This window comes from Neptunomonas japonica JAMM 1380, assembly GCF_016592555.1.
Classification (GTDB): domain Bacteria; phylum Pseudomonadota; class Gammaproteobacteria; order Pseudomonadales; family Balneatricaceae; genus Neptunomonas; species Neptunomonas japonica_A.
On the sequence record NZ_AP014546.1, the window covers coordinates 791,104 to 806,049 of the forward strand.

10 protein-coding genes are annotated in these 14,946 nt (G+C 43.9%); 9 read left to right on the forward strand and 1 reads right to left on the reverse strand.

Going from position 1 to position 14,946, the window contains the following annotated elements; translation table 11 throughout:
• Positions 1-41: 41 nt before the first annotated feature.
• On the forward strand, positions 42-1,991 hold the full coding sequence (gene acs / locus NEJAP_RS03600) for an acetate--CoA ligase (RefSeq protein WP_201349337.1): 1,950 nt from the start codon (positions 42-44) through the stop codon (positions 1,989-1,991).
• Between the two features lie 148 nt (positions 1,992-2,139).
• Positions 2,140-2,808 (forward strand): response regulator, encoded by a 669-nt coding sequence (locus NEJAP_RS03605; protein WP_028471179.1) that lies wholly within the window; start codon positions 2,140-2,142, stop codon positions 2,806-2,808.
• Positions 2,809-2,851: 43 nt separating this feature from the next.
• Here the strand turns inward: NEJAP_RS03605 and NEJAP_RS03610 are convergent, their stop codons facing one another.
• Positions 2,852-6,787 carry a NahK/ErcS family hybrid sensor histidine kinase/response regulator gene (locus NEJAP_RS03610; RefSeq protein ID WP_201349338.1) on the reverse strand — a complete coding sequence of 1,312 codons (3,936 nt, stop codon included), beginning with the start codon at positions 6,785-6,787 and terminating at the stop codon, positions 2,852-2,854.
• A gap of 281 nt (positions 6,788-7,068) precedes the next feature.
• On the opposite strand from NEJAP_RS03610, the gene NEJAP_RS03615 reads away from it, so the two are divergent.
• From NEJAP_RS03615 to fliG, 7 genes are all read left to right on the forward strand, one after another.
• Positions 7,069-7,329 carry a DUF4212 domain-containing protein gene (locus tag NEJAP_RS03615; protein WP_028471181.1) on the forward strand — a complete coding sequence of 87 codons (261 nt, stop codon included), beginning with the start codon at positions 7,069-7,071 and terminating at the stop codon, positions 7,327-7,329.
• 28 nt (positions 7,330-7,357) lie between these two features.
• Entirely contained in the window at positions 7,358-9,172 is a 1,815-nt protein-coding gene (locus NEJAP_RS03620; protein ID WP_201349339.1) for a sodium:solute symporter family protein, read from the forward strand.
• Between the two features lie 81 nt (positions 9,173-9,253).
• Complete coding sequence (locus NEJAP_RS03625; RefSeq protein WP_201349340.1) at positions 9,254-11,086, forward strand: DUF294 nucleotidyltransferase-like domain-containing protein; 1,833 nt, start codon at positions 9,254-9,256, stop codon at positions 11,084-11,086.
• A complete protein-coding gene (locus tag NEJAP_RS03630; protein WP_201349341.1) occupies positions 11,086-11,712 on the forward strand; it encodes a 3'-5' exonuclease in 627 nt (208 codons plus the stop codon). The genes NEJAP_RS03625 and NEJAP_RS03630 overlap by 1 nt, the downstream gene beginning before the upstream one ends.
• A gap of 173 nt (positions 11,713-11,885) precedes the next feature.
• The gene (gene fliE / locus NEJAP_RS03635) at positions 11,886-12,236 is read left to right on the forward strand and encodes a flagellar hook-basal body complex protein FliE (protein WP_201349342.1); all 351 of its coding nucleotides are present in this window, start codon (positions 11,886-11,888) and stop codon (positions 12,234-12,236) included.
• A gap of 45 nt (positions 12,237-12,281) precedes the next feature.
• Complete coding sequence (gene fliF, locus NEJAP_RS03640; RefSeq protein WP_236591051.1) at positions 12,282-13,949, forward strand: flagellar basal-body MS-ring/collar protein FliF; 1,668 nt, start codon at positions 12,282-12,284, stop codon at positions 13,947-13,949.
• A complete protein-coding gene (gene fliG, locus NEJAP_RS03645) occupies positions 13,939-14,943 on the forward strand; it encodes a flagellar motor switch protein FliG (protein WP_201349344.1) in 1,005 nt (334 codons plus the stop codon). The genes fliF and fliG overlap by 11 nt, the downstream gene beginning before the upstream one ends.
• Positions 14,944-14,946: the final 3 nt, after the last annotated feature.

Sequence of the window (14,946 nt, forward strand, 5' to 3'; positions counted from 1 at the left end):
GGCGGATATATAATTAAAACAAGCAAGCTAAGGGCATCACCATGAGCGAAAAGGTATATCCAGTCAGTCCAGAAGTGGCGGCACAGGCACATATTGATAATGCAAAATATGAAGCGATGTATGAGCAGTCTATCAATGATCCGGATACATTTTGGGGCGAAGAAGGGAAGCGTCTTGATTGGTTCAAGCCATACACTAAAGTTAAGAACACTACTTTTGATCCGCACAATGTTGATATTCGTTGGTTTGAAGATGGTACCTTAAATGCTTCTTATAACTGTTTAGACCGTCATCTTGAAACGCGCGGTGATCAAGTCGCTATTATTTGGGAAGGTGACGACCCAAGTGAATCAGAAAATATTACATACCGAGATCTCTATGAGCGTGTTTGCCGCTTTTCTAATGCACTAAAAAGTCAGGGCGTTGAAAAAGGTGATGTTGTTACTCTATACATGCCAATGATTCCTGAAGCAGCAATCGCTATGTTGGCTTGTACGCGTATTGGTGCGGTTCACTCTATTGTTTTTGGTGGTTTCTCACCTGAAGCGTTGGCTGCTCGTATTGAAGGCGCAAGCTCAAAAGTAGTGGTAACGTCAAACTACTCATTACGTGGTGGTAAAGTTGTCCCATTAAAAGCTAATGTGGATAAAGCGTTAGAGCACCCTGCTGCTGCGGCACATGTTGAAAGTGTTATTGTTGTTAAGCGTGTTGATCAAGATGTTGCTTGGAACGAAAAAGTTGATGTGTGGTACGAGGGGTTGGTTGCTGCTGCGTCTGCAGAATGTGCTCCAGAAGAGATGGAAGCGGAAGCGCCGATGTTTATTCTTTACACATCTGGTTCAACAGGTGCGCCTAAAGGTTTGAAGCATACGACTGGTGGGTACATGGTTTATGCCGCTATGACGCATGAGTATGCTTTTGATTATAAAGAAGGCGATATCTACTGGTGTACAGCTGATGTTGGTTGGGTAACGGGTCATAGCTACATCGTTTACGGACCGTTAGCAAACGGTGGTACTTCTTTGATGTTTGAAGGTGTTCCAAACTATCCTGATAACAGTCGTTTTGGTCGTGTTATTGAGAAACATAAAGTAAACCAGTTATATACAGCCCCAACAGCTATTCGCTCATTAATGCAGCAAGGTGAAGATGTGCTGGGTGATTCAGACCTGTCTAGCTTGCGTATTCTTGGATCGGTTGGTGAGCCAATTAACCCAGAAGCATGGAACTGGTACCACCGTATCGTTGGGCAAGGTCGTTGCCCAATCGTTGATACGTGGTGGCAGACAGAAACAGGCGGTATGATGATTCTTCCTCTGCCAGGTGCTACCGCGCTTAAGCCTGGTTCTGCAACACGTCCTTTCTTTGGTGTACAGCCTGCACTGCTTGATGCAGATGGAAATGAGTTGGAAGGTGCGGTTGACGGGAATCTTGTTCTTAAGGATTCTTGGCCTGGCCAGAGTCGCTCCATCTGGGGAGATCATGAGCGCTTTATTCAGACGTACTTCTCTACCTATAAAGGTGTTTATACAACTGGAGATGGCGCGCGTCGTGATGAAGATGGTTACTACTGGATTACAGGGCGTGTTGATGATGTTATTAACGTATCGGGACACCGTATGGGTACTGCTGAGGTAGAGTCTGCACTCGTAGCGCATCCTGCAGTTGCTGAAGCGGCGGTAGTCGGTTATCCGCATGAACTTAAGGGGCAGGGTATATATGTTTATGTAACCTTGCAGTCAGGCTATGAGCAATCAGATGAGCTGATGAAAGAGCTTCGATTGCATGTTCGTAAAGAAATTGGCCCGATTGCTTCACCTGATTTGATTCAATTTTCACCCGGTATGCCTAAAACTCGTTCAGGTAAGATTATGCGCCGTATTTTGCGTAAAATTGCTGAAGATGACTTCGATGCTCTAGGTGATACCTCAACTTTGTCAGACCCAACTGTTGTTGATGATCTGATCGAAAACAGAATGAACCGTAAATAAGGTTGTTTCTTAATTACGTGTTAATTTAGTGAAAACTCCCTCTTCGGTTGATCTGTAGGGGGAGTTTTTCGTTTATAGATGTTATTATTCAAGCCTTACAAGATTGAATAATATGGATTTGGACGCGTCTGTGTCCGGGGGATAAAGCATGCAGCTAGCCAGTAAAATCATTATTGCAGATGACCATCCGTTGTTTCGTGCGGCATTACGCCAGGCAGTAACTCAGGCGATTGAGGGTGTTGAAATTGTAGAAGCCGATTCACTGGCGGCGGTGCAAGAAGCTGTTGTTCAGCACAGTGATGCAGATTTAGTGCTACTTGATCTTCATATGCCGGGTACCCATGGATTTACTGGTTTGGTGTTTTTGCGAGGACAAAACCCAGGTATGCCAGTGGTAGTGGTTTCAGGAAGTGAAGAGGTCAGTGTTTTAAGACGTGCTATGGATTATGGTGCTTCTGGCTTTATTCCCAAATCAGCGCCACTTGAAACTATCTCAGAAGCGATCGTTGCCGTCCTTAAGGGTGAAGAATGGTTGCCGCGTGATATTACAGAGAACGGCACTGTTGATGTTAGTGAGGAAGAGCGAAAATTTGCAGCGGCTTTGGTTTCGTTAACGCCGCAGCAGTTTAGAGTGCTGACCATGCTGACAGAGGGCTTGCTGAATAAACAGATTGCCTATGAGTTGAATGTGTCAGAAGCAACGATTAAAGCACATGTTACCGCTATTTTGCGTAAATTGCGTGTGCATAGCCGTACGCAGGCTGTTATTGCTGCCCAGCGCTTGAGTGTTGATCCTGCGCGTACAGAAATGGAATAGTCTGCAAGTTCGCGATAATGAAGCACCCTGTTGGGTGCTTTTTTTATGCCGATTTACTAGCTGAGACAAGCTTGTTAATCATAGCGCGTAATGCGGCTGGTTTAATTGGCTTGGTCAGTAGTTGGGCGCCAAAGTTATTAATTTCCTCTTTTACTTCATCGGTACGGTCTGCTGTAATGACAAGAGCAGGGATTTCTTTCCCCCACAGCGTGTAAAGCTCATTAAGTGCCATGATACCTGTGTCTAGTTCATTTAAATGGTAGTCCACAAGAGTAATGTCGGGAAGAGGTGCTGCTTCGTTGTTGTATAAGTTGGCAGCTGCCTCAATAGACGCAGCTGTATAAGTGTCACAGCCCCAGCCTTGAAGTAGTGCTGACATGCCTTCTAGTATTTTAGGTTCATTATCAATAATGAGTGCGGTGGTGCCATTGAGCGTTTTGCTTCTTATCCAGCCACGTTGCTCTGGTTTTGATTGCACTTCTTTGGCGGGGTCGCCCAGAGGTATTGTTATACTGAAAACAGTTCCTTGGCCAGGCCAGGAGCGCACGCTGATCTTATGTTTTAACATTTTGGCGATACGGTCAGTGATAGCTAACCCTAAACCAAGCCCCTGTACTTTTGAGTGTTTAGGGTTGTTGATGCGTTTGAATTCTTCAAATACCTCATGAAGCTTTTCTTTAGGTATGCCAACGCCGGTATCCCATACTTCGATACGTAGCTGTTGGCCTATACGTCGACATCCTAAGAGTACTTTGCCATCTTGTGTGTAGCGCAAAGCATTGGAGAGAAAGTTTTGCAGAATTCTTCTTAATAATTTTTGGTCAGAAGCAACGATTTGGTAGCAATGAACGTAGCGAAAAGCTAAGGCTTTTTCCTGTGTGAGTGCGGCAAACTCTGTGCTTAAGTTGCTAAAGAGTGAGTCTAATGAGAAGTGTGTAATAACAGGCTCAAGAGCGCCGGCATCAAGTTTTGATATGTCCAAAATAGTAGTGATAAGCTCTTCAGCTGCTTTCAGAGAGCCGTCTAGGTTGTCTACTAGTTGTGTAGTGCTTGGTGATGAGTGGCTTTGCTGGGCTAGAGCAGAAGTGAACAGTCGAGCTGCATTTAATGGCTGTAGTAGGTCATGACTTGCGGCGGCTAAGAATCGAGTTTTACCTAAGTTAGCGGCTTCGGCGTCGCTTTTTGCTTGGCGCAATTCATCTTCCATTAGGGCTCGAATGGTGTTTTCTTTTCGAAGTTCTTTGTTTACAACTGAGAGGGCGTGGGTACGTTCTTTCACGCGTTGCTCAAGCGTCTCATTGGTTATTTGTAAGGCTATTTCGGCATCGCGCCGCTCAGTAATATCTTGATAAAGAGTGAAATAGCCTAGTACATCGCCATATTCTCCTACATGAGGAATATACGTGACTTCGGCAAAACGTTTGGCACTATTTTGTGAAGGTAGATCAGTCTCAAATTTTTGGCGGTTTCCATTTAGAGCTTGTTGGATGAAATCTTTTCTTTTCGCATACTCTGTTGCATCAAGTATTTTATAAGCCGGTTTGCCAATCATTGTGTCGCGTTCCATGCCAAATGCTTCAGCGTAGGCTTTGTTGACAAAAAGATAGCGCCTCTCTGTATCTAGGTAGGCAATTAATACCGGGACATTGTCAGTGTATATTCTAATATTGTGTTCACTCTCACGCAGTGCTTCTTCAACGCGTTTGTGTTGAGTGATATCCATGTAGGTATTTACGTACCCTCCATTGGGAGTTGGATTGTCGCGAACTTCTAGAACCGTTCCATCAGGTCGGTATCTTTCGTAACGGTGCGGGCGACCTGATTTGATACTATCAAGTCGTTTGCTTATCTGCTCCTCGATATTCCCAGGCCCGTACTCTCCTTTGAGAGCGTTGTATCGGAATATTTCTTCGATAGAGCGCCCCACGCAAATCAGGCCTTCAGGGTAGTTAAACATTTGTAAGTAAGGTCGATTCCATGCGACTAATCTGAGTTGCTGGTCGACTACGCTAATTCCTAAGCCTATGTTCTCAATGGTGGACTGCAGTAGTGAACGGTTAAACCTTAATGCTTGAGATGCTTCATCGACAATGGAAACAACATCACCTATCTGCATGTCTTTTCCGCGAAGAGTGGAGGCAATAACTATACGTGCCGAAGACGCACCTATTACACCAGCCAAAAGACGCTCTGTAAAATTGTTGAGTTCCGGGGTGGCTTTATCACCCGACAGTGGTGGCTCTTCGTTGCGTTGTAATGCGTAACCGGTGAAGGCGTGCTGAGTGCGACTGAGCCCAAGAAAACGCTCTGTAAGCATTTGTAAGTCACCAACAGTTACTGTGCTGTGTTGGCGTGATGGAATTGTTAAGTCTTTATTATAAACATCTACAAAAGCACTAGCTTGAATACGATCTGTGAGTCTTTGTGAGGTGTATTGAGATACGATGACGTACAGAGTGATATTTGTGATGAGACTCCACAGTACACCGTGCGTGAGCGGGTCTAGGTTGTTGATGCCAAATAAAGCCGTAGGCGTAAGGATTAGATAATCAAATAAGCCGTTTTGTAAAAAATGCGGTGAGATAATGTTGGCGTTGATCAGAGTGGGGATGACTAGTGTGTAAATCCATAAAAGTAACCCTGCCGTCATGCCGACAAGAGCACCTTGGCGTGAACCCTTTTTCCAAAAAATACCGCCAAGTAATGCGGGCATAAATTGCGCTATCGCAACAAACGCAAGCAGACCGAAGGAAGATAGTGGGCCTTGGTTGCCAAGAATTCGATAATAGAAATATGCCATCAGTAATAATGTGATGATAGTTAGGCGTCTCACTTTTAACAGAAGGGCACCTAAGTCGTTACTCTGTGAGAGTTTTAGGCTGGATATCCTGAAGAGCAGAGGCATTATTATGTCGTTACACACCATGGTGGATAGCGTAATACTGGCAACAATTACCATGCTAGTTGCTGCTGACAGGCCACCTATAAAGGCAAAAGTTGCGAGTTGCTTGTTTCCTAGCTCGAAAGGCAGCATTAACACGAAAGTATCTGCATCGATGAATTCGCCTTGAAAGAAAATATTTCCTGCTGTGGCGATGGGGAGAACGAAGATGCTCAAAAGTAGCATGTAAAATGGGAAGAGCCAGCGTGCAATGCGCAGGTTTTTGATGTCGGTGTTTTCAACAATGGTCACATGAAATTGACGTGGAAGACAAAGGACTGCACAGCAGGCGAGTACTATTTCCGTCAAAAAACTGCCGCTTAAGTAATTATGGTACCTATTATCTGTTTGGAGCTGCTGGCTAACATTATGTAAGGTGTCATAAAGGCCATCAAACACCTGTCCAGAAATGAAAATACCTACGGCGATAAATGCGGTGAGTTTAATAATTGATTCGAAAGCAACAGCGAGAACAATACCCTCATGATGTTCTGTTGCGTCGATATGGCGCGTTCCAAAAAGAATGGCAAATATAGCCATTAATATGGCAACAAAGAGGGCTGTATCACTCCCTTTGCTTAGTGCTTCTGTTGTACCGGGGGCTAGTGCGTTGTAGCTGATGGCTACGGCTTTTAGTTGCATAGCAATGTAAGGCACGGTGCCCAGTACGGCGATTATTGTTACCAAGACGGCAAGTGATTGGCTTTTGCCATAACGTGACGAGATGAAATCAGAAATAGTTGTGATGTTTTGTTGCTTGCTAATCAGCATCATTTTTTCTATAACGCGCCAGCCAAAGATGAAAACCAGCAAAGGGCCTAGGTAGGTAGCTAGGAACTCCCAGCCTGAACTAGAGGCACGACCCACAGAGCCGTAAAATGTCCATGAAGAGCAATAAACGGCTAAAGAAAGCGAATAGATTATGGGATTGTTTGCGTAAGACTTGCCGCGACTGGTTTTGTCTCCGTAGTAAGCGATGCTAAATAGCAGTCCTACGTATAGGAGCGAAATAAGAATAATGGACCAACCTGAAAGCATGTCGACACACCTTGAGCTTTAAAAGTTTAAACGTAAGTGTAACCTAAACCGTCTAAGATCCTAATACTTCAGTTATACCTTTGTATAGCCTGTTGTATGTTAAGGAATTTTCAATATTAAGACTGTAAGCAGCTAAATATGCAGGCTGTAGCGATGTTGGCTGTATGTGTCGACAATGTGTACCGACTAAAGTCGGGGATTTGTTTGGGGGTGCTCTCTGATAAATTTACCCAGTCTACTTCTTTCACTTAATCCGATAACAAAAATTTAAGGATAGTGCCATGTCAATCAGTAGTGAGAGTGCAAAAGCCTATTGGGGCGAAAATTTGCGCATAATAATGACTTACCTTGCCATCTGGTTCGTAGTTTCCTACGGCGCTGGCATTCTGTTTGTCGAACAGTTGGATGCAATTAGCTTTTTTGGTTTTCCATTAGGCTTTTGGTTTGGTCAGCAGGGTTCGATTTTCGTATTCGTCGTCTTGATCTGGGCTTATGTAGCCAGCATGAACAAGCTCGATGAAAAATATGACGTACAAGAATAATAATAACTTAATATAGGGTGGCGTTAATATGAGTGTTGATATGTTATCGTATCTATTTATTGGTGGATCATTCCTCCTTTATATAGGTATTGCAGTGTGGGCCCGTGCGGGTTCAACTAAAGAGTTTTACGTAGCTGGTGGTGGTGTACACCCGATTGCCAATGGTATGGCAACAGCAGCAGATTGGATGTCGGCGGCATCTTTCATCTCTTTGGCAGGTTTGATCTCCTTTGTTGGACGTGATGGTTCTGCTTATTTGATGGGTTGGACTGGTGGTTATGTGTTGCTAGCAATGCTGTTGGCTCCATACCTTCGTAAATTTGGTAAGTTCACAGTGCCAGATTTCGTAGGTGACCGTTATGAATCAAGCACTGCTCGTATTATCGGGGTCGTTTGTACTATCGTAATCTCTTTCACTTACGTTGCTGGTCAGATGCGTGGTGTGGGGATCGTGTTCTCTCGTTACTTGCACGTAGATATTAATACTGGTGTTATTCTAGGTATGGCGATTGTTTTCTTCTACGCTGTACTGGGTGGCATGAAAGGTATTACTTATACACAGGTGGCTCAGTACTGCGTATTGATTCTTGCTTTCACAGTGCCTTCTTTCTTCCTTTCTGCTCAAGTAACTGGTCATATCCTACCGCAGATCGGTTTGGGTGCGACTCTGGAAACTGGACAGTCAGTTCTAGCTACTCTGGATCAGCTATCTTTGGATCTTGGTTTTGCTCAATATACCGCGGGTAAGAAGTCGACCTTTGATATCTTCTGTCTAACAGTTGCATTGATGTGTGGTACTGCAGGTCTTCCGCATGTAATTGTACGCTTCTTCACAGTTCCTCGTGTAAAAGATGCGCGTACTTCTGCTGGTTATGCGTTGATTTTCATCGCATTGCTTTACACAGCTATTCCAGGTGTTGCTGGTTTTGGACGTGTAAACCTAATCCAAACGCTTAACGGTCCTGATAACGCAGGTACTGAGTATGCTGAAATTCCTTCTTGGTTTAAAAACTGGGAAAATGCTGGTCTGCTAGGTTGGAATGACCGTAACGGCGATGGCAAAATTCAGTATGCTGCGGGTGCTGCATTTGATGGTAAAAAAGGTAAGCCTTCATATGCTGAAGGTGATGAGCGTGGTGAGTTTGGTCAGCGTTTAGCAACTAATGCTAAGACTGATGCTGGCTTCGATGCGGCAAAACAGCCTTTTGCTAACGAAGTATATGTTGACCGTGACATCATGGTACTGGCTAACCCAGAGATTGCTCAGCTTCCTGCTTGGGTAATTGCTTTGGTAGCAGCAGGTGCGGTAGCAGCGGCACTATCTACAGCAGCAGGTCTGTTGTTGGTGATTTCGACTGCCATTGCGCATGACTTGATGAAGAAAACCATCAACCCTAATATCAATGATAAGCAAGAGTTGATGTACGCTCGTCTAGCGGCTGTTGTGGCTATCTGTATTGCCGGTTACTTCGGTATCAACCCACCAGGGTTTGTGGCACAGGTAGTGGCGTTGGCATTTGGTATTGCGAGTGCTTCGGTATTCCCAACTCTAATGCTAGGTATCTTCTACAAGCGTATGAACACTCAGGGTGCAATCGCTGGTATGTTGGTTGGTCTGATTTCTACTGTTGGATACATGTGGTACTTCGTATTTGGCGGTGGTAACAGTGCTGACTACTTCATGGGTGTAAGCCCGGGTGGATTTGGTGCAATCGGTATGGTGCTTCACTTTATCGTCGCTATCGTTGTTGCTTCAATGACTCCTCCTCCATCTGAAGAGATGCAGAGAATTGTTGAAGATCTACGTATTCCACGTGGTGCTGGTGAAGCTCACGCTCACTAAAATTTGAGATAACACTCAAAATTCAGAAGGGCGCATCAGCGAAGGTTGATGCGCCCTTTTTAGTCATTAAGGAGAATAATTATGCCTTCATCTTTCAATATGGATAATCTGCCCTTTAGCTTGCTGGATGAAAGGGAGCAGGCTTTATTGCGACAAACTCTGGATATAGGCTATTTTCAGAAAGATGAAGTGATTATGCAGGCCGGTTCTGTACCAGAGGGTGTGTATGTTGTTCTAAAAGGCAAAGTTTCAGAAAGCGAAGTGCATGCAGGGGAAGCCGATAGGCAAGAGCATATTTATGTTCATTATGAAAATGAAGATTACTTCGGTGCTTGGTCTGCAATTAAAGGTAATGCAATACACAACTTCATCGCTGAAGTTGAAACTATTTGTCATATTATTCCAACGAAAACCGTATTAGATCTAGTATCAACTAATTCATCATTTGCTGACTATTTTCAGCAAAACCTTGTGGCTAAGGCTGAGATTGTTGAGCAGCATGGTGACTCGCAAGATATGGCTGAGTTTATGTTGGCTCAGGTCGGTGAGGGGGTGATGCGCGCCCCGCTAATAGTGGATGAAGCCTCTACTATTAAAGCAACCACCGTTATGATGCGTGAAAAGAAAGTCGATTGTGTTCTTGTTAAAAAGGGAACGCGATATGGGATGGTAACCGGAACTGATTTATTAAACGCTGTTGTTCTGAATGAGTGCTCTATCGATACCGCTGTTGCAGAGATAGCTACATACCGTTTGATAAGTGTTCATCCTAACGATTATCTATTCAATGCATTGATTATCATGACACAGCAACAGATCGAACGTGTTGTTGTTATGCGTGAAAATGAGTTGATGGGTATTGTTGATTTGACCGATGTGTTGAGTTTCTTTTCAAGTCACTCGCATGTTATTGGTTTGCGTATTGAGCGAGCAAAAACATTGGAAGACCTGCATACCGCTGCGCATGGTCTGAATGATTTAATTAAGTCTTTGGTTTCACAAGGTGTTAAAGCGCGTTTTGCTATGGATCTTTTGGCGGCAATGAATGGCCGCATAATGGCCAAGCTATTTGATTTAATGGTTCCTGCAGATATGCAGCCGCATGTATGCTTGATTGTTATGGGGTCTGAAGGGCGTGGTGAACAAGTTATGAAGACAGATCAGGATAATGCCATTATTTATCGTGATGGTCTTGCTTGGAAGGACATGCAAGAAGTAATGAACAGTTTCTCTAAGCAGCTGATGGAGTTTGGCTACCCTCCTTGTCCTGGTAATATTATGGTGTCAAATCCAGAATGGGTTAACTCTCTAGGGGATTGGACTCAGAAAATGTCTTCTTGGTCAGTCAGTTGGGCAGAGCAGGATCAAATGAATCTTGCTATAGCGGTTGATGCTAAACCTGTTGCAGGAAACCCCGCACTATTTAAAGCGGCTCGTAATTGGTTCTTTAAGTCGTTAAAAAATAATGATGCTTTTTTCTCCAATTTTGCAAAAGTGGCCTTGGAGTTTAGTACGCCGTTAACTTTTTTTGGGAACTTGAAAGATCGCGGTCAGCTTGATGTTAAAAAAGGCGGTATCTTCCCGATAGTGCATGGCGTTCGCACGATGGCGCTTGAGCATAAGATACTTGTCACTAATACGTTTAAGCGTTTAGAGGCTCTCGTAGAAGTGGGGGCGATGACTGATAAGCACTCTAAAGATCTTGCTGAAGCATTAGGCTTGTTTATTCAGTTGCGATTGCGTCAGCAAATCAAGCGTGCCGAGGAGGAAGAAGCAGGTGTTGATCTAACGCCTAATACCCTTGATTTGCAATCTATGAATAAAATGGAAAGAGATTTATTGCGAGATGCTTTTCATATAGTTAAAGGGTTTAAGAAGCATCTGGAGTTGCATTACCACTTAGGGAGCCGTTAATGATTATCCCAAGAACAATAAGAAGAATGAAAGAAAAGATGGGGCATAAATCTGGACCATATGCTCACCTGTTTGAGCCTTATGATGGTGATGAGGTTGTGTCATTAGATTGTGAAACAACAGGACTAGACGTTAAGAATGCCGATATCATTTCTATTGGGGCGGTTAGGGTAAAAGGTAATAAAGTTTTAACCAGCGAGCGGTTGGATATTAAGTTAAAGCCACCGAAGACTCTTACGGGCGACTCCATTAAGATACATAAAATTCGAGCTGTCGATTTAGAAGACGGGATTGAGTTAGAGGAGGCGCTTGAGCAGGTTTTAGCTTTTGTTGGAAATAGGCCTATTTTGGGTTATTACGTTAATTATGATATTAGAATGTTAGACAAATTTATCCGTCCTAAATATGGATTTGGTTTGCCGTGTAAGGCGATAGAGCTATCTCATGTTTATCACGATATTATAAAGTGGCGTATGGTGGGTGGGAATGTTGATCTTCGGTTTGATACGATCTCCAAAAAGCTAGATATCCCTATACTTGAAAGGCACACGGCATTGGGTGACGCTATCACTGTCGCATTAATGTATGTCCGATTGAAATATGGAGACCCGCCAGAAGTGGGGTAAGTTAACAGTATGTTAAATAAAGCGAGCTTTTGGCTCGCTTTTTGCATTTTAAATTATGCTGGATAATAATAAGTAATAAGTGCCATAATAATGACGTTCCATAAAGTTGATACGCTTGTTTAATAAGTGAATACTTTGTTTGATGTCAATAAAATGCCGTATTGGGGCGTGAGATGATTGAACGAGCAGACATAAATAATGTGCTAATGCAGATGAGGTCGTTAAAGGCAGAAGCTCAGCAAGGTGTTATCCATGTTGATAAGCCTGCTTTTAAAGCTGATCCAGTGCGCGCTGTTGATGGTGAAGGCTTTGGTGATTTGCTTAAAAATGCCATTGATAAAGTAAATGATACTCAGATGGAAGCTAGTCGTATGGCTACAGCGTTTGAACAAGGCGACCCACGAGTTGAATTAACTCAGGTAATGATTCAAATGCAAAAAGCCAGTGTGTCGTTTGAGGCAATGACTCAGGTTCGTAATAAGCTCGTTACTGCTTATGAAGATGTTATGAAAATGCCAATGTAATAATGAAAAAATATTTGGCTTTACTGTTTTATGGATAACAATACGATGGCTTTACAAACTAATGATGGTGGATTGATGTCGGGCTTTAATAAGCTGACAATTTTGCGCCAGTTTGGTTTGATGGTGGGGCTTGCTGCGAGTATTGCTATCGGCTTTTCTGTCGTTTTATGGTCAAAATCTCCCGATTACAGAGTTCTATTTTCTAATCTTGAATTTGTAGATGCCAATCAGGTTATCGAACAACTACGTTTGTACAATATTCCTTATAAGTTTGAAGGCGATGGCAGGGCTGTGCTCGTGCCTAATGAGTATGTTCACCAGGCCAGGCTTAAGCTAGCAGCAGAGGGGTTCTCTGCAGATAAAACGGTTGGCTTTGAAATAATGGATAAAGATCAAGGTCTAGGCGCCAGTCAGTTTATGGAGAATGCTCGCTATCGACGTGGTTTAGAGGGTGAGCTTGCTAGAACGATAGCCAGTATGATGGCTGTTAGAGGTGCGCGTGTGCACTTGGCAATACCTAAGCAGACTGTCTTTGTTCGAGATCAGAGAAAAACCAGTGCTTCAGTTTTTCTAGAGATATTTGCAGGGCGAAAGCTGGAACGTGGCCAAGTGGCTGCTATCGCTAATTTAGTTGCCTCTTCAATTCCTATGCTAGATGTTAAAGACGTAACAGTGGTTGATCAGCGGGGGCAGTTGTTAAATTCTCGTGATGAAGATGAGGATGTTGTACTAGCAGCTAAGCAGTTTGAGTACGCTCGCAAAGTTGAAGAAACTTTGCTTAATAGAGTTAATAGTATTTTGCTGCCAGTGGTAGGGCAGGGGCGTTTTAGAGCAGAAGTGTCGGCTGAAATTGATTTTACGTCTATTGAACAAACAGATGAGCTATTTAATCCAGATTTGCCTGCATTGAGAAGTGAGCAGACACTTGATGAAAATAAAGTAGGCGCTGCTGCATCAAGAGGTATTCCTGGTGCGCTATCTAATCAGCCACCTGGCCCTAGTTCTGTGCCTGAAGTGGCTGATGGTGGTGGGGCTGCTGCTGGAGGGTCTTCGGTACCTGGGAGTAATCGCAAGCAAGCAACTCGCAATTTTGAACTGGATCGCTCTATTTCTTATACCAAACATCAAAGTGGTCGTGTCGGGCGTTTGTCAGTTGCTGTTGTTGTTGATGACCTTATGTCCATTAACCCTGAAACTGGGGAGGCAGCTAAAACGCCGTGGGCTGCCAATGAGTTGGAGCGATTGAGAATTCTTGTTAAAGACGCTGTTGGTTATGCTGCGGTGAGGGGAGATAGTGTCAATGTTATTAATTCACCATTTGTGGCTGAGCAGCCATTTATAGAAGAAGAGATACCTATTTGGATGGAGCCTTGGGTATGGGATATTGCAAAGCAAGTAGGCGCTGTCTTGTTTGTGTTGTTAATGGTTTTTGGAATATTGCGACCCATACTTAAAAGCCTGACAACAACAGGAGGGGCGGCTGCGGCTCTAGGTGATGATGCTTCTGGGGATGTGGCTGCAGAGCTTGAAGGCCTGGATGGTGGTGTAGTTTCTGATGATAAAGTGACCTTTGGTGAGAGGGGAGACTCTCTTTTACCGACGCCAAATGAAAGTTTTGAATATCAACTGAATGCAGTTCGAAGCATGATTGCAGAAGATCCTGCGCGAGTGGCGCAAGCTGTAAGACAATGGGTTGGGCAAGATGAGCGATGATGCTGAGTTGACGGATATAGAAAAAGCGGCAATCCTTCTTATTAGTCTAGGAGAGGATGATGCTGCTGAGGTGCTTAAGCATTTAGGTCCTAAGCAGGTGCAGTTGATAGGTGAGGCAATGACTCAGCTTGATAACATACCTCAATCTAGCGTTGAGGGTGTTGTTTCTGATTTCATGCATTTGGTAAGTGATCAGACGGGTATCGGTATCAATAATGACCGTTATATCCGCGCTATGCTGAATCAGGCTTTGGGCGAAGAGAAAGCTAAAACATTGCTTGATCGAATACTTATGAGTACCAATACGTCGGGTCTGGATACTATGCGTTGGATGGAGCCTCGACAAATTGCGGAAACTATCCGTTTTGAGCATCCGCAAATACAGGCTGTTATTGTTTCTTATCTTGATCCTGACCAAGCGGCGACTGTGCTGGCATTTTTTGATGATAAGGTGCGTTTAGATATTGTTATGCGTGTAGCGGCATTGGATCAAATACAACCTCAGGCACTTCAAGAGCTCAATGACATGTTAGAAGGGCAGTTTAGTAGTGCTCGTTCTGGTAAATCTCGAACGCTGGGTGGCGTGAAGCAGGCTTCTGAGATCATGAACTTTATTGACAGTACAATCGAAGCTGAGTTGATGGAGAGTATTAGAGAGGTCGATGATGGCCTCGCTACACAAATACAAGATCTGATGTTTGTGTTCGATAACCTTATCGATGTGGATGACCGAGGTATTCAGGTTATTCTGCGCGAAGTTTCTACTGATGTATTGATTATTGCTCTTAAGGGGGCTGAAACTGCTTTGCAGGAAAAAATCTTCAAGAATATGTCTAAGCGTGCAGCTGAGTTGTTGCGCGATGACCTTGAGGCGAAAGGCCCTGTTCGTGTGAGTGAAGTAGAAGAAGCACAAAAAGAAATTCTTACTGTTGCACGTCGTTTGGCTGATGAAGGAGAGATCATGCTGGGTGGTGGCGGTGATGAGATGGTCTAGGCT